Raw genomic sequence first — 20,958 nt, 5'->3', positions numbered from 1 at the left:
CAGTGAAGCAGTGAAGCAGTGAAGCAGTGAAGCAGTGAAGCAGTGAAGCAGTGAAGCAGTGAAGCAGTGAAGCAGTGAAGCAGTGAAGCAGTGAAGCAAAACAGTACCCGCGGTAAATCGCAGAAGCAGCAAGTCGCAGTGCCAAGGGCGCCTGTTCATTCGAACAGGCGCCCTTTTTGTTCAAAGTTCCCGCCGAACCTCCATTTTTAAGAAAGGTTTAAGCGACACCCCGTAAGCTCCTTTCATTGATATAGCGCGCTCTTACGGAGCGCATCCCTCGTCAGGAGCACACGATGAAAGCAAAGATCCTCACCCGTAGCGCCGTCGCGGCCGCCGTTGCCGTTGCCTTGTCGGCGGGCTATGTGGCCGGTCATAACAACGTGCCTGCGCCGCAGGTCATCTCGCCCGCGACCGCGGCGGCGATGATGCCCGCCGAAGCCGCAGCCAAGACGGGCGTCCCCGATTTCTCCGGCCTCGTCGAAACCTATGGCCCGGCGGTGGTGAACATCAGCGCGAAGCATGTCGTCAAGGAGACGTCGGCGCGCAGCAGCCGCAATCAGTTGCCGATGGACCCCGACGATCCGTTCTATCAATTCTTCAAGCGCTTCGGCGGAATCCCGGGCTTCGGCGGCCCCGGCGGTCCTGGCGGTCCCGGCGCGGATCGTCCGAGCGAAGGCCTCGGCTCCGGCTTCATCGTGAGCAGCGACGGCTATATCCTCACGAACGCGCACGTCGTCGATAACGCCAATGTCGTCACCGTGAAGCTCACGGACAAGCGCGAGTACCGCGCGAAGGTTATCGGCGCGGACAAGCAGTCGGACGTCGCCGTGCTGAAGATCGATGCGAAGAGCCTGCCGACCGTGAAGATCGGCGATCCTAACGGCAGCAAGGTCGGGCAATGGGTCGTCGCGATCGGCTCGCCTTACGGCTTCGACAACACCGTGACCTCGGGCATCATCAGCGCGAAATCGCGCGCGCTGCCCAACGAGAACTACACGCCGTTCATCCAGACCGACGTGCCGGTGAACCCCGGCAACTCGGGCGGTCCGCTCTTCAACCTGCAAGGCGAAGTCATCGGCATCAACTCGATGATCTATTCGCAGACGGGCGGCTTCCAGGGTCTTTCGTTCGCCATCCCGATCAATGAAGCGATCAAGGTGAAGGATGCGCTCATCAAGACGGGGCACGTGGATCGCGGCCGTCTCGGCGTGACGGTGCAGGGCATGAACCAGACGCTCGCCAATTCGTTCGGCATGAAGTCGCCGCAAGGCGCGCTCGTGAGCTCGATCGAGCCGGGCGGGCCGGCGGCGAAGGCAGGCCTGCAGCCGGGCGACGTCATCACTGCGCTGAACGGCGTGGCGGTGACGGACTCGACCTCGCTGCCGTCGCAGGTCGCGGGCCTCTCGCCCGGCACGTCGGCGAAGGTGACGGTGTGGCGCGACAAGAGCGCGAAGGACCTGAGCGTGACGATTGGCGCGCTCAAGGACGCGAAGACCGCGAGCGCGAAAGCGAGCGCGGGCGGCGACGACGAAGCGTCGGCGCAGGACGCGCGGCTCGGCGTCGCGGTGCGGCCGCTCACGCCGGAGGAAAAGCAGAACGATTCGCTCTCGCGCGGGCTGCTCGTGCAGCAGGCGGGCGGCGCGGCGGCGAACGCGGGCATCCAGCCGGGCGATGTGATTCTCGCGGTCAACGGCCAGCCGGTCACGTCGGTGCAGCAGTTGAAGTCGATGGTGCAGCGCGCCGGCGACAGCATCGCGCTCCTGATCCAGCGCGACGACGCGCAGATCTTCGTTCCGGTCGATCTCGGCTGAGCGCGGCTGGGTCACGCGATTCGGGCACGAACCATGCTCTACCGTTGCCTGGTGCCCCATCGCGTGGTCTCGGCGCATCGGGCGTGACGCCGCTGGCGCGCTTTTCGAGGCGCGGCGGCATCGGATAAAGGAGCACGAACATGACGAGCAGAACCACGGGCAAGCTGGCGGCCGCGCTGGTCGTTGCCGGGATGAGCGCAGGCATGGCGGGCGGCGCCTGGGCGCAGGCGTCGGGCGCCACGACAGGCGGAACCACGAGCGATACCTCGAGCGCAGGCAACACCAACGGCGGCGGCCTGCCGCAAGTCCAGCAGCAAGGCGACGTTTCCTACACGTCGGGCGGCGTCGGACTCGACGAATCGCGCGCACTGTTGCGCGAACAGGCGCATTGGCCGCTTTCGCTGCGCTTCACGGGCCCGACCACCGAATACCTCTCGGGCGTGACCGTGCGCGTCGTCGGCGGGAAGGGCGGCGAAGTGCTCTCCACCGAATCAATGGGTCCGTACATGCTCGTCAAGCTGCCGCCCGGCAGCTATACGGTCTACGCGAAGTACAAGGATCAGGAGAAAAAGCAGACGGTGAGCGTCGCCGGTCCGGGCACGGCCAAGGCCGCGTTCCACTGGAACATTCAATAGGCGCGCGCGTCCAAGAGAGAACGCGCGGGGCATAGAAAGCGCTCACCCAGCATCCGAAGTTTGTCTCATAATTAAGCCACGGGTATCTCGATGCCGCGTGGCTTTTTCTTGGGCATTTCGGTTCAGACGCGGGAGGCGCATCAGGATGGGCACGGAACTCAACGACGGGCACGAAGCGGCGCATCGGATCGAGGTCACGCCGAACGGCCGGCGCTGCCGCGTGATCCATCAGGGCGTCACCTACGCCGATACCCACGCCGCTCTCACGCTCGTCGAGACGGACGCCGAAAAAGTGCACTACTTCCCGCGCGCCGACGTCAACATGGCGCGCCTCGAACGCTCGATCCACATCACGCATTGCCCGATCAAGGGCCAGGCCACGCACTATCATCTGCTGACGGAAGACGGCCCGGTCGAGAACGCCGCGTGGAGTTACGAGTCGCCGCCCGACGCCGCCGCGAAGATCAAGGGCTATCTCGCGTTCCACCGCGCGCGGGTCGATCGGATCGACGAGACTTCTTAGGCGCGCCTTCGAACAGACATTGACACACCGCTCAGCCATAACGAACGCATGCGATCCCTGCCAGCGGAGGCTCGAATGGAAGTCACCGATGCATTGCGCGTTCCGCTCGACCCGGCGCATGTCCGGGACGCGCTGGGCGATCTCGCGCTGCTGCGGGCGAGTCTGGACAACTGCGAATCATTCACGCGCACGCCCGGCGGCGAGTATGCCCTCACGCTGATCGTGCCGCTCGGCGCGCTGCGGGCACGCTACGAAATCCGCGCGCATGCCGCGGGGCGCACGCGTCAGGCTGCGCATGCCGAGGGCGACACCACGGAACCCGCCGATGCCGATGTCGCCTACGCGCGCACGCTGAGCTTCAAGGCGCGCGGCGAGGGCGTGGGTTCGCTGCGCGGGCAGATCGCGGTTGCGCTCAATCCCGACGAAGACGACGGCGATTCGACCTGGATCGAGTACACGGTCTGGGCGACGGTGTCGGGCCCGCTGGCCGGCTTGCCATCACGGCAGATCGAGAACGCGCTGCGCGAAGGCGCCGACGACTTCTTCGCGGAATTCTGCGAAGTGGTGCGCGCGAAGCACGGCTTGCCGTCGATGCGCGCCGCGGGCGAAAGCGCCGCGCGCCGGCATGTGTTTCTGCGGCCCAGCTCGATGTCGGTGGCGTTCTCGCGTCGCTCGGGCGCGCTGCGCGCGCCATCCGCCGATGCGCATGCGAGCGGCGTGCTGCGGCATCGTCTGCACGGGCATGGCTTCGTGCATCACGACCGCGATCATTCACACGACCCGCATCCGCTCGGCCTGCCGGTGTGGGCGTGGGCCGCGATGCTCGTGTGCATCGCGCTGTTCGCGTATCTCGCGCAGCACGTGGGCTTGCGCTAAACCCCACGAAACGCGCGTCGATAAGCCGAGGGCGACGTCTTCAGCGTCTGTGCGAACTGCTGGCGCAGCGTCGCGCCGGTGCGAAAGCCGCTCGTCTCCGCAATGCGATCGACCGGCAAATCCGTGTCCTCGAGCAGCCGTTGCGCCAGCGCGACGCGTTGCCCGACGAGCCACGCGCCGACCGTCGTGCCCGTCGTCTGCCGAAAGCGCCGCGTAAAGTTGCGGCGGCTCATCGCCATGCGCGCGGCAAGCGCATCCAGCGAATGATCCGTTTGCAGATTGGCGCGCAGCCAGTCGAGCAGTCCGGCGAGCTTTTCGCCGTTCGCGCGCTCGGGCAGCGGTTCATCGATGAACTGCGCCTGCGAGCCCTGCCGATGCGGCGGCACCACGAGCCGCCGCGCAACCTGGTTCGCCGCGTGCGAGCCGGCCAGCTTGCGCAGCACATGCAGACAGCAATCGAGCCCCGCCGCGGTGCCGGCGGAAGTCGTGATGTTGTCGTCGTCGATATAAGCACGTTCGGGTCGAGCCGCACGCGCGGAAAGCGGCGCGCGAAATCGTCGGCCCACGCCCAGTGCGTCGTGGCCGCGCGGCCGTCGAGCAGGCCCGCCGCCGCAAGGACGTAGGAGCCAAGACACAGCCCAACGACCCACGCGCCGCGTGCGTGCGCCGCGCGCAGCGAAGCGAGCAGCGCGGCCGGCGGCGTTTCGGCGGGATCGCGCCAGGAAGGGACGATGATCACGTCGGCGGAATCGAGCGCATCGAGCGCATGGCGGGCCGCGATCGTGAATCCCGCCGATGTCGACAGCGCCTGCGGCTCGGCGGCGCAGACCCGGAAATCGAACGACGGCACGCCGATCGCGCCGCGCTCCTCGCCGAACACGATGCACGGCACCGCGAGATGAAACGGGCTGATGCGGTCGAACGCGACGACGGCGATCGAATGGCGCTTCATGGCTCGGCCCTTCCGAAACGATGGATTCGGGTATTTTGGCCCGGTTTCGTCGAAAGATGGCGATCGGGCCACTTCTCGGCTTCGCACGCACGCGGCGACAATGCAGCGACACCTAAAGGAGATGAACCATGCCGCGCCGCGCCCTGATCGTCATCGACGTGCAGAACGAGTACGTCGAAGGCAACCTGCTGATCGAATATCCCGATGTGAACGTGTCGCTCGCCAATATCGGCCGGGCGATGGACGCCGCCAAAAAGCACGGCGTGCCGGTCGTCGTCGTGCAGAATTTCGCGCCCGCGAGCGCGCCGATCTTCGCGCGCGGCTCGGCGATGGCGGAACTGCATGAAACGGTGGCATCGCGGCCGCGCGCGCATTACGTCGAGAAATCGCTGCCGAGCGCGTTCGCGGGCACCGATCTCGCGGAATGGCTCGCGGCCAACGACATCGACACGATCGTGATCGCAGGCTACATGACCCACAATTGCGACGATTCCACCGTGAAGCACGCGGCGCATGCGGGTTTGTCAGTCGAATTTCTCGCGGATGCGACGGGCGCCGTGCCCTACGAAAACCGCGCGGGCAAGGCGAGCGCCGAGGAGATCCACCGCGTGTTCACGGTGGTGATGCAATCGCGCTTCGCCGCCGTGCTCGACACGCACGAGTGGATCGGCGCGCTCGAAAGCGGCGAGCCGCCCGCGCGCGACAACATCTACGCGTCGAACCAGCGGGCGCTCGCGGCGAACTCAGCCGCCAGCCGGTGACAGCAGGGCGGGGCTGCAACGCAGGGCATCGAAGCACGCATCGATGAGCGCTTCGGCGTCGCGTTCCGGATGCACGAGATCGGGCAGCATCAGCGAATCGTGCAGGATGCCGGTGAAGAGGCAGTGCAGCATGACGGTCGCGCGCGACGTGTCGAGCGTCGCGGGCAACTGCTTCTGTTCGACGGCGTTGCGCAGCGCGCGCTCGATGCGCTCCATGCCGTCGCGCATGTTGTTCTGATGCCGCTCGCGCACAGGCCCCATTTCCTCGACGAACTCGCACTTCAGGAAAAGGATGTCGAACACGCGGCGGCGCTGCTCGTCGCTCGTGATATTGCGCATGCACCAGACGAAAAGCTCGCGCAGACGCGCGAGCGGGTCTTCTTCCTTGCCGTCCAGCGTCGCTTCGACGAGTTCGTCCAGCGGCAGCAGGCTGCGGTCGAACATCGCGTTAAAGAGATCGCCCTTATTGGCGAAGTGCCAGTAAATTGCGCCGCGCGTCACGCCCGCGGCCTGCGCGATATCCGCGAGCGTCGTCCGCGACACCCCCTTTTCGTAAAACACGCGCTCGGCTGCGTCGAGCACGCGGTTGCGCGTCGCCTGCGCTTCTTCCTTGGTTCGTCTGACCATATCGTGCGGCGGTGGCCGTCTTCTCCTGCATGTCTCGCCCCGACGACGCGCGAAAGGCGTTCCCTTCGTCGAGATTCTGTCTAATTGATTGTATGTTCAAGCGAATTTCGCCTAACACGCTGTAAGATCGGGTTGTGCTTGTTTTTTACATTCATTCGTGAATGTATATACAATACCACCCACCGACCAGTAAGCCCAAGTTGTAACGGCGGCGTGGTGTGCAGCGCGCCTTATTTTTGAGATGGCCGTTCTGGCCGCTCTTCGATGTTTCTGGCTGTTTTCAGTCTTCGGCGGCGTTCGAAGGCGTCGCGTGAAAAACAAGGAAGCGCCCGTTGCAAGCCGGCCTTGGCGCCACTGGTCTCACTGCTTTTGGTCAGCGTCTTTACGACGCTTTGTGCGCGGCATCGCCCGGGGAAGGCGGCCGCGCACTTACTTCACTCTCAGTCTTAGACAGAGGTCGCTCCATGCGCGTCGAACGGGTTCCACTCCGCTTAATCACCGCCGCGACGGCTGCCGTGTTTCTGGCAGCGTGCGGGCAAAAACAATCAGCACCTCCGCCGCAAACGCCCGAAGTGGGCGTCGTCACCGTGCAGCCGACGAGCGTGCCGGTCGTAGTCGACTTGCCGGGCCGCACCAGCGCGTATCTCGTCGCGCAAGTGCGTGCACGGGTCGACGGCATCGTGCAGCGCCGAGAGTTTACCGAAGGCGCCGAGGTCAAGGCCGGTCAGCGGCTCTACAAGATCGATCCGGCGCCGTACATCGCGCAGTTGAACAACGCGAAGGCGTCGCTGGCGAAGGCGCAGGCGAACGTCGCGTCGCAGAACGCGCTCGTGTCGCGCTACAAGATCCTCGTCGCGGCGAACGCCGTGTCGAAGCAGGACTACGACAACGCCGTGGCCGCGCAAGGTCAGGCCGTCGCGGATATCGCCGCTGGCAAGGCTGCCGTCGATACCGCGCAGATCAATCTCGGCTACACCGACGTCGTCTCGCCTATCACCGGCCGCACGGGTCTGTCGCAGGTCACGCCCGGCGCGTACGTGCAGGCGAGCGCGGCGACCCTGCTCACGACCGTGCAGCAGCTCGACCCGATTTACGTCGATCTGACGCAGTCGAGCGTCGAAGGCCTCAAGCTGCGCCGCCAGATTCAGGAAGGGCGTCTGCAGACCGAGGGCATTCACGCCGCGAAGGTCTCGCTCGTGCTGGAAGACGGCCGCACTTACACCGAGCAGGGCAAGCTGCAGTTCTCCGACGTGAGCGTCGACCAGAGCACCGGCTCCGTCACGGTCCGCGCGATCTTCCAGAACAAGGACCGCGTGCTGCTGCCGGGCATGTTCGTGCGCGCGCGCATCCAGGAAGGCGTGAACGACCGCGCGCTCGTCGTGCCGCAGATCGGCGTCACGCACGATCAGAAGGGCCAGCCGACGGCGCTCGTCGTGGGCAAGGACGACAAGGTCGAGATCCGCCAGCTCGTCACGGGCGGCACCTTCGGCAACAACTGGGTGGTCGACAGCGGCCTGAACGCGGGCGACCGCGTGATCGTGAACGGCGTCGACAAGGCGAAGCCCGGCATGCAGGTGAAGCCGGTCGCCGCGAAATTCCCGTATCCCGCCTCGGACGCGCAGGCTGCCCAGGCGCCGGGCGCCGCATCGGGCGCGCAGGGCGCGGCGGCGGCTCCGGCTGCGGCGAATGGAAGCGGTGCAAGCGGTACGAGCGGTACGAGCGGCGCAAGCGGCGCACAACCCGCATCGGCCGCTTCGGGCGCGCAATAAAAGGGAGCCTGTTACATGGCAAAGTTTTTTATCGATCGACCGATCTTCGCATGGGTGATCGCGATCATCCTGATGCTCGCGGGGATGGCGTCGATCTTCACGCTGCCGGTCTCGCAGTATCCGACGATCGCGCCGCCTGCGATCCAGATCAGCGCGAACTATCCGGGCGCATCGGCGAGCACCGTGGAAAACACGGTGACGCAGGTGATCGAGCAGCAGATGACCGGTCTCGATCACTTGCTGTATCTCTCGTCGACCTCCGATGACTCGGGCACGGCCACCGTCACGCTGACGTTCGCGGCCGGCACGAATCCGGACATCGCGCAGGTGCAGGTGCAGAACAAGCTGCAGCTCGCCACGCCGCTCTTGCCGCAGGTCGTGCAGCAGCTCGGCACCAAGGTCACGAAGTCGAGCTCGAGCTTCCTGCTCGTGCTCGCGTTCGTGTCCGAAGACGGCAGCATGAGCAAGTACGACCTCGCGAACTACGTGGCGTCGAAGGTGGCGGACCCGCTCTCGCGTCTCGATGGTGTCGGCACCACGACCTTGTTCGGCTCGCAGTACGCCATGCGCATCTGGCTCGACGCGACCAAGCTCACGAACTACGCGCTCACGCCCGTGGACGTGAAGACGGCGATCAGCAATCAGAACGTGCAGGTGGCGGCGGGTTCGCTCGGCGGCACGCCGTCGGTGCCGGGGCAGATGCTGCAGGCGACCATCACCGAGGCGACGCTGCTGCAGACGCCGGAGCAGTTCGGCAACATCCTGCTGAAGGTGAATCGGGACGGCTCGCAAGTGCGCCTCAAGGATGTCGCGAGAATCGAGCTCGGCGGCGAAAACTACAACTTCGACACGAAGTACAACGGCCAGCCTACCGCCGGCTTCGGTATCCAGCTCGCGACGGGCGCGAACGCGCTCGCCACGGCGAAGGCGGTCCGCGCCAAGATCGACGAGTTGTCGAAGTACTTCCCGAACGGTCTCGTCGTGAAGTACCCGTATGACACGACGCCGTTCGTGCGCCTGTCGATCGAGGAAGTGGTCAAGACGCTGATCGAAGGTATCGTGCTCGTGTTCCTCGTGATGTATCTGTTCCTGCAGAACCTGCGGGCGACGATCATCCCGACGATCGCGGTGCCGGTCGTGCTGCTCGGCACGTTCGCGATCATGTCGGCGGTGGGCTTCTCGATCAACGTGCTGTCGATGTTCGGCCTCGTGCTGGCGATCGGTCTCCTGGTCGACGATGCCATCGTGGTCGTCGAGAACGTCGAGCGGGTGATGTCGGAAGAGCATTTATCGCCGCGCGAAGCGACACGAAAAGCGATGGGCCAGATCACCGGCGCGCTGATCGGCGTGGCGCTCGTGCTGTCGGCGGTGTTCGTGCCGGTGGCGTTCTCGGGCGGCTCGGTCGGCGCGATCTACCGGCAGTTCTCGCTGACGATCGTCGCCGCGATGGTGCTGTCCGTGATGGTCGCGCTGATTCTCACGCCGGCGCTGTGCGCGACGATCCTGAAGCCGCATCCGGAAGGGCACGAGCCGGAGAAGAAGGGCTTCTTCGGCTGGTTCAACCGCAACTTCAACAAGAGCCAGGACAAGTATCACAAGGGCGTGCAGCACGTGATCCGGCGCTCGGGACGATGGCTCATCATCTATATCGTCGTGATCGTCGCGGTGGGCATGCTGTTCCTGCGTCTGCCGAAGTCCTTCCTGCCCGATGAAGACCAGGGCACGATGTTCGTGCTCGTGCAGGCGCCGCCCGGGTCCACGCAGGAATACACCGCGCACGTGCTCAAGGACGTGCAGGACTGGCTGCTGACCGACCAGAAATCGATCGTCGAATCGGTGTTTACCGTGAACGGCTTCTCGTTCGCGGGACGCGGCCAGAACTCCGGTCTCGTGTTCGTGCGGATGAAGGACTACGCGGAGCGCCAGCACAGCGACCAGAAGGTGCAGGCCCTCGTCGGCCGGATGTTCATGCATTTCGCGCCGTACAAGGACGCGCTGATCTTCCCGGTCAATCCGCCGTCGATTCCGGAACTCGGCACCGCCGCGGGCTTCGACTTCGAGCTGCAGGACCGCTCGGGCGTCGGTCACGCGAAGCTGATGGAAGCGCGCAACATGCTGCTCGGCATGGCCGCGAAGGACCCGACGCTCGCGCAGGTGCGGCCGAACGGCCTGAACGACACGCCGCAGTTCAAGGTGAACATCGATCGCGAGAAGGCGAATGCGCTCGGCGTATCGGTGTCGGACATCGACCAGACGTTCTCGGTCGCATGGGCGTCGCAGTACGTGAACAACTTCCTCGACGTCGACAACCGGATCAAGAAGGTCTACGTGCAGGGCGATGCACGGTTCCGCATGAATCCGGAAGACCTCGAGAAGTGGTACGTGCGCAACGGCGCGGGAACGATGGTGCCGTTCGGCGCGTTCGCGACCGGCAACTGGATTTACGGCTCGCCGAAGCTCGAGCGCTACAACGGCATCTCGTCGGTGGAAATCCAGGGCGCGGCGGCTCCCGGCAAGTCGACCGGTCAGGCGATGACCGCGATGGAAGCGATCGCGGCGAAGCTGCCCGCGGGCATCGGCTACGAATGGACGGGCTTGTCGTATCAGGAGCGCCAGTCCGGTTCGCAGGCGCCGATCCTGTACGGCATCTCGATTCTCGTCGTGTTCCTGTGTCTTGCGGCGCTGTATGAAAGCTGGTCGATTCCGTTCTCGGTGATCATGGTCGTGCCGCTCGGCGTGCTGGGCGCGCTGCTCGCCGCCACGCTGCGCGGTCTGGAAAACGACGTGTTCTTCCAGGTCGGCCTGTTGACGACGGTGGGCTTGTCGGCGAAGAACGCGATTCTGATCGTGGAGTTCGCGCGCGAGCTGCGCATGCAGGGCATGTCGACGGTCGAAGCGGCAATGGAAGCGTCGCGTCTGCGGTTGCGCCCGATCCTGATGACGTCGCTCGCGTTCATTCTCGGCGTGCTGCCGCTCGCGATCAGCAACGGCGCGGGCTCGGCGAGCCAGCACGCGATCGGCACCGGCGTGATCGGCGGCATGTTGACCGCGACCTTCCTCGCCATCTTCCTGATTCCGATGTTCTTCGTCGTTATCAGCAAGTTCAGCAAGAGCAAGGATGTGCCGTCGCCGGGTACGTCGGGCGATTTCGAAGGTCCGCATGGCGGCTCGCAGAATGGGTCCGAAAAGGAAGGACACTGAGATGCTTAAACACTCTTTGATCACGGCCGCCGTGGCCCTGTTCGCCGCCGGCTGCACGCTGCAGCCGAAGTATGAGCAGCCGGCGGCGCCCGTCACGCAGACGTTTCCGGAAGGCGGCGTGTACGCGCACCAGCCGGACGCGTCGTCGACGGCGAGCAATGGCCGCACCGCGAACGGGCAGAGCGCGCCGGATATCGGCTGGCGCGACTTTTTCGCCGATGCGCGCCTGCAAAGAATCGTCGAGCTCGCGCTGAAGAACAACCGCGACCTGCGCGTCTCGGTGCTCAACGTCGAGGCGGCGCGCGCGCAGTATCAGATCACGCGCGCGGGCCTGTTCCCGACGCTCGATGCGTCCGCGTCGCAGAGCAAGCAGCGCACGCCGAGGAACCTTTCGTTCCTCGACCGGACGATCTCGAACCAGTATTCGGTCGGGTTGAACGCGTCGTGGGAAATCGACTTCTTCGGGCGCATCCGCAGCCTGAAGGATCAGGCGCTCGCGCAATATCTGTCGACGGCGGAATCGCGCAAGGCGGCGGAGATCGCGCTGGTGTCGTCGGTGGCGGATCAGTATCTGACGATGATCGCTTTCGACGATCAGCTCGTCGTCACGCAGAACACGCTGAAGACGGCGCAGGAGTCGTTCCGTATCACGAAGCTGCAGTTCGATAACGGCACCGGCACCGAACTGGATCTGCGTCAGTCGGAAGGCGTGGTCGAAGAGGCGCAGGCGAATCTGCAAACGCAGTCGCGTCTGCGCGCGCAGGCGGAGAACGCGCTCGTGCTGCTCGTCGGCGAACCGTTGCCGGCCGATCTGCCGACGGGCATGCCGCTCGACACGCAGAACGTGCTGTCGGACATTCCGGCGGGCCTGCCGTCCGAGCTGCTCACGCGCCGTCCCGACATCGCGGCGGCGGAGCAGTCGCTGCTGGCCGCGAATGCGAACATCGGCGCGGCGCGCGCGGCGTTTTTCCCGCGCGTGTCGCTGACGGGCAGCTTCGGCACGCTGTCGCCGACGCTCGGCGGCCTCTTCAAGCCGGGGTCGGCCGCGTGGTCGTTCGCGCCGCAAATCACGGTGCCGATCTTCGAGGGCGGCCAGAACAAGGCCAACCTCGATCTTGCGAACGTGCAGAAGCGCATCGAGATCGCCAATTATGAGAAGGCGATCCAGACCGCGTTCCGCGAAGTCGCCGATGGTCTCGCCGCGCGTGGCACCTTCGATGAGCAGATCAAGTCCCTCGAACGCTTCGTGAATTCGCAGAGCCGTCGTCTGGAGCTGTCGGACCTGCGATATCGCAACGGCGTGGATAGCTATCTCTCCGTGCTGACCGCGCAGACGGCGCTCTACGAGGCGCAGCAGTTGCTCATCACGGCGCGCCTGAACCGGCTGACCAACCTCGTCGATCTGTATCAGTTTCTCGGCGGCGGATGGATCGAGCGTTCGGGCGATGCCCCGCGCCCGGCGGATGTGCCCGTCGACTACGGCTCGCAAGGCGCGCCGCAGCCCGCCTCGGCGCCTGCGGCGAGTTGATCCGCCTCGACGCGATGTAGAGAGCCCGGCCGCGTGCCGGGCTTTTTTTACATGTGCGCTTCGATCGAGCGCGGGCTCGCAGCGCGGTTCCCGATCGCGCGCGCCTGCGCTGCATTTCTTCTAATCTCCATCAAATCTTCACACATCTGCCTGTCGATTAGGCATCCTCATCGCGGGTGGTATCTATAATCGGCTGCTTGTCTCGGCCATCATCGTCAGCCGGTTTCGCGCGACCCGCTCCAGCGGTCCTTTAAAGACAATTTGTCACGAAGTCCGGTCAAGGCATCGACCAGACGCCGTTTTCGTTGTCGCTGCATCCGGCTCGATGATTTTCGCTCTAGGGCTAATCTTAAATTTAGGTATCCAAAAAATAAGGGCTGTCATCCCGGAAGGGAAATGACTCCGCTGGATGTCCGGCGGCGCCTTGCCATGCGACGCGGCGATCAGCCACTTACGACGCGCATCCGGCCCATCGGTACGGACAGCGCCGCCATCTGTTTCCCGCATCGCACGAGAACACGTCGCGTGCGCGGCCCGCCATGAGCGCGAGGACCGCACGCCATTCATTTTCAGTAATCACGGAGGTCTGCGTCCCATGTATCTCAAACGGATTCCATACCGCCTCGTCGGTGTCACGGCGGCCGCCCTGCTTGCGGCGGGCTGCGGGGAGAAGCATCCCCCGATGGCGCAACACACGCCGGAAGTCGGCGTCGTCACACTTCAACCGGCCGCCGTGCCGGTCACCGCGGAACTGACGGGCCGCACGAGCGCGTTCCTCGATGCGCAGGTGCGCGCGCGCGTCGATGGCATCGTGCTGCGCCGCGAGTTCACCGAGGGCAGCGTCGTCAAGCAAGGCCAGCGTCTGTACAAGATCGACCCCGCGCCGTTCATCGCGCAGTTGAACACCGCGAAGGCGTCGTACGCGAAAGCGCACGCCAATCTGCTTTCGACGACCGCGCAGGCGGAGCGTTACAAGGTGCTGGTCGCGTCGAACGCGGTCAGCAAGCAGGACTACGACAACGCGGTCGCGGCGATGGGCCAGGCCGAAGCCGACGTCGCATCGGCCAAGGCCGCGATCGACACCGCGCAGATCAATCTCGGCTACACCGACGTGACGTCTCCCGTGACGGGCCAGGCGGGCATCTCGCAGGTGACGCCGGGCGCTTACGTGCAGGGCGCGCAGGCCACGCTGATGGTCACCGTGCAGCAACTCGATCCGATGTATGTCGATCTCACGCAATCGAGCCTCGACGGTCTGAAGCTGCGGCGTCAGATCCAGGAAGGGCGTCTGTCGACGAACGGCCCGAACGCCGCGAAGGTCACGCTGATTCTCGAGGACGGCCGCGTCTATTCCGAGCAGGGCAAGCTGCAATTCAGCGATGTGACCGTGGACAAGTCCACCGGCTCCGTCACCGTGCGGGCGATCTTCCGCAACGCGGACCGTGTCCTCCTGCCGGGCATGTTCGTGCGCGCGCACATCGAGGAAGGGGTGAATCCGGAAGCGCTCGTCGTGCCGGTGCAGGGCGTGACGCACGACCAGAAGGGCACGGCGCTCGCGATGGTCGTCGACAAGGACGGCAAGGTGGCGATGCGTCCGCTCGTGACCTCGGGCACCTATGGCCAGAACTGGGTCGTCGACAGCGGCCTGAATCCGGGTGACCGCGTGATCGTCGAGGGCATCGACAAGGTGCGGCCGGGCATGCCGGTGAAGGCGGTGCCCGCGCATCTGCCCGCTGCGCCTGCCGCTCCGGCAACGGCGGCGGCTCAGGCGTCGGGTGCGCAGGCCGCCTCCGCCGCCGGCGCGTAAGGAGGGGAGTACGCCTCATGGCTAAATTTTTTATCGATCGCCCCATTTTCGCGTGGGTGATCGCCATCATCATGATGCTGGCGGGCCTCGCTTCGGTGACGTCGCTGCCGGTCGCGCAGTATCCGACCATCGCACCGCCCGCCATCTCGATCACCGCCAACTATCCGGGCGCTTCGGCGCAGACGGTGGAAAACACCGTCACGCAGGTGATCGAGCAGCAAATGAGCGGCCTGGATCACCTGCTCTATCTGTCCTCCACCTCCGATGACACCGGCACCGCGACCGTCACGCTGACTTTCTCGGCCGGCACCAACGCGGATATCGCGCAGGTGCAGGTGCAGAACAAGCTGCAACTGGCGACGCCGAACCTGCCGCAAGTGGTGCAGCAGTTGGGTATCACCGTGGCGAAGTCGAGCAGCAGCTTCCTGCTCGTGCTGGCGTTCGTGTCCGAGGACGGCAGCATGAGCCGCGACGACCTCGCCAACTACGTGGCGTCGAACGTCCAGGACCCGATCAGCCGCCTGAACGGGGTCGGCACGGTGACGCTGTTCGGCTCGCAATACGCGATGCGCGTCTGGCTCGATCCGAACAAGCTGAACAAGTTCAACCTCACGCCGATCGACGTGCAGAACGCGCTGCAACAGCAGAACGTGCAGGTCGCGGCCGGCCAGTTGGGCGGCACGCCCGCGGTGCCGGGCCAGTCGATGCAGGCGACCATCACCGAGGCGACCCTCTTGCGCACGCCGGAGCAGTTCGGCAACGTGCTGCTGAAGGTGAACCAGGATGGCTCGCAGGTGCGCATCAGGGATGTGGCGCGCATCGATCTCGCCGGCGAGAACTTCAACTTCGTGACGCAGTACAACGGCAAGCCTGCCGCCGGCTTCGGCATTCAGCTCGCGACCGGCGCGAACGCGCTCGCGACCTCCAATGCGGTGCGCGCGAAGGTGGCGGAGCTCTCGAAGTACTTCCCGCATGGTCTCGTCGTGAAGTATCCGTACGACACGACACCCTTCGTGAAGCAGTCGATCTCCGACGTGGCGGTGACGCTGTTCGAAGCGATCGTGCTCGTGTTCCTCGTGATGTATCTGTTCCTGCAGAACCTGCGGGCGACGCTGATCCCGACCATCGCCGTGCCGGTCGTGCTGCTTGGCACGTTCGCGATCATGGGGGCGGTCGGCTTCTCGATCAACACGCTGTCGATGTTCGGCCTCGTGCTCGCAATCGGCCTTCTCGTGGACGACGCGATCGTGGTCGTGGAGAACGTCGAGCGGGTGATGAGCGAGGAGGGCTTGTCGCCCAAAGAGGCGACCCGCAAGGCGATGGAGCAGATCACCGGCGCGCTCATCGGTGTTGCGCTCGTGCTCGCGGCGGTGTTCGTGCCGGTCGCGTTCACGGGCGGATCGGTCGGCGCGATCTACCGGCAGTTTTCGCTCACCATCGTCTCGGCAATGGGCCTTTCGGTCTTCACCGCGATGGTCCTGACACCGGCGCTGTGCGCGACCTTGCTCAAGCCGCTGCCGAAGGGCCACGAGGAGAAGAAGACGGGCTTCTTCGGCTGGTTCAACCGTACTTTCGCGAAGAGCCAGGAGAAGTATCACAGCGGCGTCGCGCATGTGCTCAGGCGCTCGGGACGCTTCCTGATTGTCTATCTCGTGATCATCGTCGGCGTCGGCATGCTGTTCAACCGCTTGCCGAAGGCGTTCCTGCCCGACGAGGATCAGGGCACGATGTTCGTGCTCGTGTCGACGCCCGCCGGGTCCACGCAGGAAATGACGCAGCGCGCGCTGGACGATGTGTCGGACTACCTGCTGAAGAAGGAAAGCGCCGTCGTCGATTCCGTATTCACGGTGAACGGCTATAGCTACGCGGGACGCGGCCAGAACTCGGGCCTCGTGTTCGTGCGGATGAAGGACTTCGACAAGCGCACGAAGGCGGACGAGAAGGTGGCGGCGCTGGTGGGCCGCACCTACGGTCACTTCGCGGGTTACAAGAACGCGCTCGTGTTTCCGATCAACCCGCCGTCGATCCCCGAACTCGGCACCGCCTCGGGCTTCGACTTCGAACTTCAGGACCGTGCGGGCCTGGGTCACGAGAAGCTCATGGAGGCGCGCGCGATGCTGCTCGGCATGGCCGCGAAAGACCCGTCGCTCGCGCAGGTGCGTCCGAACGGCCTGAACGACACCGCGCAGTTCAAGGTGAACATCGACCGCGAGAAGGCGCAGTCGCAGGGTGTGGATCCGTCGACGATCGACCAGACGTTCTCGATCGCGTGGGCGTCGAAGTATGTGAACAACTTTCTCGATACAGACAGCCGGATCAAGAAGGTGTACATGCAGAGCGACGCGCCGTTCCGCATGTCGCCGGAAAACATCAACAACTGGTACGTGCGCAATACCTCGGGATCGATGGTGCCGTTCTCGTCGTTCGCGACCGGCGAATGGAGCTACGGTTCGCCGAAGCTCGAGCGCTACAACGGTCTTTCGGCGATCGAAATCCAGGGCGTCGCGGCGCCGGGCAAATCGACCGGCCAGGCGATGACCGCGATGGAAGCGCTCGCGGCGAAGCTGCCGCAGGGCATCGGCTACGAATGGACGGGGCTGTCGTATCAGCAGATCCAGTCCGGCTCGCAGGCGCCGATTCTCTACGGCATCTCGATCCTCGTCGTGTTCCTGTGTCTGGCGGCGCTGTACGAGAGCTGGTCGATTCCGTTCTCCGTGATCATGGTCGTGCCGCTCGGCGTGCTCGGCGCGCTGCTCGCCGTGTCGATGCGCGGTCTGGAAAACGACGTGTTCTTCCAGGTCGGCCTGCTGACGACGGTCGGGCTATCGGCAAAGAACGCGATTCTGATCGTCGAGTTCGCGCGCGACTTGCAGATATCGCAAAAGATGGGGCCGATCGAGGCGGCGATGGAAGCGGCGCGCCTGCGTCTGCGCCCGATCCTGATGACCTCGCTCGCGTTCATTCTCGGCACGATGCCGCTCGCGATCAGCAACGGCGCGGGTTCGGCGAGCCAGCACGCGATCGGCACCGGCGTGATCGGCGGCATGGTGACCGCGACCTTCCTCGCGATCTTCATGGTGCCGATGTTCTTCGTCGTCGTGCGCGCGCACTTCGGCGGCGACAAGGAAGACGCTGCGACGGCGCTCGCGCGGTACGAGGAACAGCGGCGCGCGCAACAAGGCAAGGAAGGACATTGACATGCGTAGACTTACCCTGATCGCAACGGCGGCCATACTGGCGAGCGGCTGCACGATGGCGCCGAAGTACGAGCGCCCCGCCGCGCCCGTGACGGCGAATTTCCCGACGGGCGGCGTGTACGCGACACAGCCCGGCGCCGCAGGCGCGCACAGCGCCGAGGGCGTGGCGGCCGCCGATATCGGCTGGCGCGACTTCTTCGTCGATGCGCGGCTGCAGCAGCTCATCGACATGGCGCTGAAGAACAACCGCGATCTGCGCGTCGCCATGCTCAACGTGCAGGCTGCGCAGGCGCAATATCGCATCGTGCGCTCGGAGCTGTTCCCGACGCTCGGAGCGCAAGCCGGGCAGAACAAGGCGCGCACGCCGCGGGATCTGTCGTTCTTCAACCAGACCATCTCGAACCAGTATTCGGTCGGGCTGAACGCGTCGTGGGAGATCGACCTGTTCGGCCGCGTGCAGAGCCTGAAGGATCAGGCTCTGGCGAAGTACTTCGCGACCGCGTATGCGCGCAAGGCGGCGGAAATCTCGCTGGTGTCGCAGGTCGCGACGCAGTATCTGCAAGTGCTGCAAGCCGATGACCTGCTCGCCGTCACGCGTCAGACGCTCAAGAGCGCCAGCGATTCGTACGGCATCGTGAAGCTCCAGTTCGACAACGGCACGGCGTCCGACCTGGACCTGAGCCAGGCGCAGACGGTGATGGAGAGCGCGGCGGCGAATCTGCAGTCGCAGGAGCGTGCGCGCGCGCAGGCGGTGAATGCGCTCGTGCTGCTGCTGGGCGAGCCGATGCCGGCCGATCTGCCGGGCGGCCTGCCGCTCGGCGGTCAGAACCTGCTTACGGACATTCCGGCAGGGCTGCCTTCGGATCTGCTGCTGCGCCGTCCGGACATCATGGAGGCCGAGCAGAACCTGCTGGCGGCCAACGCGAACATCGGCGCGGCGCGCGCAGCGTTTTTTCCGAGCATCTCGCTGACGGGCAACTTCGGCACGCTGAGCCCGACGCTGGGCGGGCTGTTCAAGGCGGGCTCGGCGGCGTGGGGTTTCGCGCCGACCATCACGTTGCCGATTTTCGAAGGCGGGCAGAACCTCGCGAATCTCGATCTCGCGCACATCCAGAAGAAGATCGAGGTCGCGCAGTACGAGAAGGCCATTCAATCGGCGTTCCGTGACGTAGCCGATGGCCTCGCCGCGCGCGGCACCTACGACCAGCAGATCGCCGCGCTCGAGCGCGACACGGCGGCGCAGCAGCGTCGGCTGGATCTGTCGACGCTGCGATACCGGCAAGGCGTCGATAGCTATCTCGGCGTGTTGACGGCGCAGCAGGATCTGTATTCGGTGCAGCAGACGCTGATTACGGCTCGCACGCAGCGCCTGTCGAATCTCGTGACGCTGTATCAGGCGCTGGGCGGTGGGTGGATCGAGCGGACGGGGGATCAGCCGCGGGCGGTGGATGCCGCTTCGGCGAGTGACGCACGCGTTTCGGCGGGATAAGCGCGGCCAAGCCATCGCGCAATAAAGCGCCTCAAGCGCGGGAAGCCGCTCTTGAGGCGTTCTACTTTGAATCGCCACTTTGCAGAGAACGGGCGCGTCGCGTACCGCCACGCTCGCTTCGCAAAAGCAAAAAAACGCCGCGGCTCCCACCGCGGCGCATAACGCAAACAGCCAGCAAGCACTCCCAGCGGCCAACTCCTCAGTGCGCGTCGCCCGCATGAGCCGCGCCTTCAAATTCGTGCGCGGCTTCGATCGCATCGCGCCGCGCCTCGCGCTCCTTGCGCACGCCGTTGAACACGATGTTCAGCACCACCGCCGTCACCGACGCCAGCAAAATTCCGCTATGCAGAATCGGTTCGAGCGCGTGCGGCAGTTGCGTGAAGAACTTCGGCGCGACGACCGGCACCATTCCCATCCCCACGCTCACAGCGACGATGAACAGGTTGTGCTGGTTCTTCGAAAAATCCACGCGCGACAGCGTCTTGATGCCGTTCGCCGCGACCATGCCGAACATCACGATGCCCGCGCCGCCGAGCACGAACGGCGGCACCGAAGCGACGACCTGCGCCATCTTCGGAAAGAGGCCGAGCGCCACGAGAATCACGCCGCCCGTCGCGCAGACGAAACGGCTCTTCACGCCCGTCACGCCGATCAGACCGACATTCTGCGAAAACGACGTGTGCGGAAACGAATTGAAGATGCCACCGATCAGCGTGCCGAGCCCATCGACACGCAGGCCGCGCACCAGCGCTTTCTGATCGACGGGACGCTCGACCAGATCGCCGACCGCGAGGAACATCCCCGTCGATTCGATGAATGTCACGAACATGACGATGACCATCGTCGCGACGGAAAGCGCATCGAAATGCGGCAGGCCGAAGTGAAACGGCAGCACGATGCCGACCCACGGCGCGTGCGCGACGCCATCCATGTTCACGCGGCCGAGCATCGCGGCGATGCCGAACCCCACGACGATTCCGAGCAGCACCGAGATATTCGCGATGAAGCCGCGCGCGAACTTGTTGATGAGCAGGATCAGCGACAGCACGACGAGCGACAGCAGCAGAAACACGGGATTGCCGTAATCGGGATTGCCGATGCCGCCCGCCGCCCAGTTGATGCCCACGCCCATCAGCGAGAGCCCGATCACCGCGATCACCGTGCCGACCACGACCGGCGGAAAGAAGCGCAGCAGCTTGCCGATCATCGGCGCGAGCACGATGCCGATCACGCCCGCCGCGATAGTCGCGCCGAACACGTCGAGAATGCCGAGCGAGGGATTCGTGCCGATCGCGACCATCGGGCCGACGGCCGCGAACGTGCAACCCATGATGACAGGCAGGCGGATGCCGAAGATCCACAGCCCGAGCGTCTGGATCAGGGTGGCGATGCCGCACGAAAACAGGTCCGCGCTGATGAGAAACGCGACCTGATCTTTCGGCAGGTTCATCGCGGCGCCGAGAATCAGCGGCACCGCGACCGCGCCCGCGTACATCACGAGAACGTGCTGGATGCCGAGCGTCAACAACTGGCCGGTCGGCAACCGTTCGTCGACGGGATGCACCGTGGAATCTGTCGAACCCAACGCCATGTCTCTCTCCTTGTATGCCAATCCATTTGAATGGCCTCCAAGTTAAGTGCATCAAAAAGCACAAACAAGACCGCAGGGCGCTATACGTCGCGTTCGCGGGGCGATATGGGTTTCGCGCGCCACCGGTGGCGCAAAGCTGCGCAAGCCCTTGCCGCAAGGGGTTTGACGCATGCGCGAGGAATTTCGTCGCG

At 64.9% G+C, this 20,958-nt stretch carries 13 protein-coding genes and 1 pseudogene; 11 read left to right on the top strand and 3 right to left on the bottom strand.

The annotated features are described in order from the left end of the window. Window positions 1–293 precede the first annotated feature (293 nt). The 4 genes from AWB75_RS08735 (at window position 294) to AWB75_RS08720 (ending at window position 3,845) form a co-directional block, all read left to right on the top strand. Window positions 294–1,811, top strand: a complete 1,518-nt coding sequence (locus AWB75_RS08735) for a DegQ family serine endoprotease (RefSeq protein WP_061123692.1) — start codon at window positions 294–296, stop codon at window positions 1,809–1,811. Window positions 1,812–1,951: 140 nt separating this feature from the next. Further along, complete coding sequence (locus AWB75_RS08730) at window positions 1,952–2,446, top strand: peptidase associated/transthyretin-like domain-containing protein (protein ID WP_061123691.1); 495 nt, start codon at window positions 1,952–1,954, stop codon at window positions 2,444–2,446. 145 nt (window positions 2,447–2,591) lie between these two features. Continuing rightward, on the top strand, window positions 2,592–2,969 hold the full coding sequence (locus tag AWB75_RS08725) for a DUF427 domain-containing protein (protein ID WP_061123690.1): 378 nt from the start codon (window positions 2,592–2,594) through the stop codon (window positions 2,967–2,969). 75 nt (window positions 2,970–3,044) lie between these two features. Beyond that, entirely contained in the window at window positions 3,045–3,845 is an 801-nt protein-coding gene (locus AWB75_RS08720; RefSeq protein ID WP_061123689.1) for a CoxG family protein, read from the top strand. Here the strand turns inward: AWB75_RS08720 and AWB75_RS08715 are convergent. Then, window positions 3,842–4,797 (bottom strand): annotated as a pseudogene (locus AWB75_RS08715) (GlxA family transcriptional regulator). The gene AWB75_RS08720 and the pseudogene AWB75_RS08715 overlap by 4 nt on opposite strands. 128 nt (window positions 4,798–4,925) lie before the next feature. Between AWB75_RS08715 and AWB75_RS08710 the strand changes: the two are divergent. Further along, window positions 4,926–5,558 (top strand): cysteine hydrolase family protein, encoded by a 633-nt coding sequence (locus AWB75_RS08710; protein ID WP_061123688.1) that lies wholly within the window; start codon window positions 4,926–4,928, stop codon window positions 5,556–5,558. Here AWB75_RS08710 and AWB75_RS08705 read toward each other — a convergent pair. Further along, window positions 5,541–6,185, bottom strand: a complete 645-nt coding sequence (locus tag AWB75_RS08705) for a TetR family transcriptional regulator (protein WP_061123687.1) — start codon at window positions 6,183–6,185, stop codon at window positions 5,541–5,543. The genes AWB75_RS08710 and AWB75_RS08705 overlap by 18 nt on opposite strands. 464 nt (window positions 6,186–6,649) lie before the next feature. On the opposite strand from AWB75_RS08705, the gene AWB75_RS08700 reads away from it, so the two are divergent. The 6 genes from AWB75_RS08700 (at window position 6,650) to AWB75_RS08675 (ending at window position 19,176) form a co-directional block, all read left to right on the top strand. After that, window positions 6,650–7,954 carry an efflux RND transporter periplasmic adaptor subunit gene (locus AWB75_RS08700; RefSeq protein WP_061123686.1) on the top strand — a complete coding sequence of 435 codons (1,305 nt, stop codon included), beginning with the start codon at window positions 6,650–6,652 and terminating at the stop codon, window positions 7,952–7,954. 15 nt (window positions 7,955–7,969) lie between these two features. Further along, window positions 7,970–11,155: an efflux RND transporter permease subunit gene (locus tag AWB75_RS08695; protein ID WP_061123685.1), complete on the top strand. Its 3,186-nt coding sequence runs from the start codon at window positions 7,970–7,972 to the stop codon at window positions 11,153–11,155. Between the two features lies 1 nt (window position 11,156). Further along, window positions 11,157–12,683 (top strand): efflux transporter outer membrane subunit, encoded by a 1,527-nt coding sequence (locus AWB75_RS08690; protein ID WP_061123819.1) that lies wholly within the window; start codon window positions 11,157–11,159, stop codon window positions 12,681–12,683. Between the two features lie 595 nt (window positions 12,684–13,278). Then, the gene (locus AWB75_RS08685; protein WP_061123684.1) at window positions 13,279–14,490 is read left to right on the top strand and encodes an efflux RND transporter periplasmic adaptor subunit; all 1,212 of its coding nucleotides are present in this window, start codon (window positions 13,279–13,281) and stop codon (window positions 14,488–14,490) included. 17 nt (window positions 14,491–14,507) lie between these two features. After that, window positions 14,508–17,687 (top strand): efflux RND transporter permease subunit, encoded by a 3,180-nt coding sequence (locus AWB75_RS08680; protein WP_061123683.1) that lies wholly within the window; start codon window positions 14,508–14,510, stop codon window positions 17,685–17,687. A gap of 1 nt (window position 17,688) precedes the next feature. After that, window positions 17,689–19,176: an efflux transporter outer membrane subunit gene (locus AWB75_RS08675; RefSeq protein WP_061123682.1), complete on the top strand. Its 1,488-nt coding sequence runs from the start codon at window positions 17,689–17,691 to the stop codon at window positions 19,174–19,176. Window positions 19,177–19,375: 199 nt separating this feature from the next. Here the strand turns inward: AWB75_RS08675 and AWB75_RS08670 are convergent, their stop codons facing one another. After that, on the bottom strand, window positions 19,376–20,767 hold the full coding sequence (locus AWB75_RS08670; RefSeq protein WP_061123681.1) for a nucleobase:cation symporter-2 family protein: 1,392 nt from the start codon (window positions 20,765–20,767) through the stop codon (window positions 19,376–19,378). Window positions 20,768–20,958: the final 191 nt, after the last annotated feature.

Source organism: Caballeronia catudaia (assembly GCF_001544755.2).
Lineage (GTDB): Bacteria > Pseudomonadota > Gammaproteobacteria > Burkholderiales > Burkholderiaceae > Caballeronia > Caballeronia catudaia.
This window is presented reverse-complemented; position numbering and strand designations above follow the sequence as displayed.

Coding starts and splice junctions, on each gene's coding strand:
- AWB75_RS08695 (WP_061123685.1), top strand. CDS start 7,970: ATGGCAAAGTTTTTTATCGATCGACCGATCTTCGCATGGGTGATCGCG.
- AWB75_RS08720 (WP_061123689.1), top strand. CDS start 3,045: ATGGAAGTCACCGATGCATTGCGCGTTCCGCTCGACCCGGCGCATGTC.
- AWB75_RS08685 (WP_061123684.1), top strand. CDS start 13,279: ATGTATCTCAAACGGATTCCATACCGCCTCGTCGGTGTCACGGCGGCC.
- AWB75_RS08725 (WP_061123690.1), top strand. CDS start 2,592: ATGGGCACGGAACTCAACGACGGGCACGAAGCGGCGCATCGGATCGAG.
- AWB75_RS08710 (WP_061123688.1), top strand. CDS start 4,926: ATGCCGCGCCGCGCCCTGATCGTCATCGACGTGCAGAACGAGTACGTC.
- AWB75_RS08680 (WP_061123683.1), top strand. CDS start 14,508: ATGGCTAAATTTTTTATCGATCGCCCCATTTTCGCGTGGGTGATCGCC.
- AWB75_RS08705 (WP_061123687.1), bottom strand. CDS start 6,185: ATGGTCAGACGAACCAAGGAAGAAGCGCAGGCGACGCGCAACCGCGTG.
- AWB75_RS08675 (WP_061123682.1), top strand. CDS start 17,689: ATGCGTAGACTTACCCTGATCGCAACGGCGGCCATACTGGCGAGCGGC.
- AWB75_RS08700 (WP_061123686.1), top strand. CDS start 6,650: ATGCGCGTCGAACGGGTTCCACTCCGCTTAATCACCGCCGCGACGGCT.
- AWB75_RS08690 (WP_061123819.1), top strand. CDS start 11,157: ATGCTTAAACACTCTTTGATCACGGCCGCCGTGGCCCTGTTCGCCGCC.
- AWB75_RS08670 (WP_061123681.1), bottom strand. CDS start 20,767: ATGGCGTTGGGTTCGACAGATTCCACGGTGCATCCCGTCGACGAACGG.
- AWB75_RS08730 (WP_061123691.1), top strand. CDS start 1,952: ATGACGAGCAGAACCACGGGCAAGCTGGCGGCCGCGCTGGTCGTTGCC.
- AWB75_RS08735 (WP_061123692.1), top strand. CDS start 294: ATGAAAGCAAAGATCCTCACCCGTAGCGCCGTCGCGGCCGCCGTTGCC.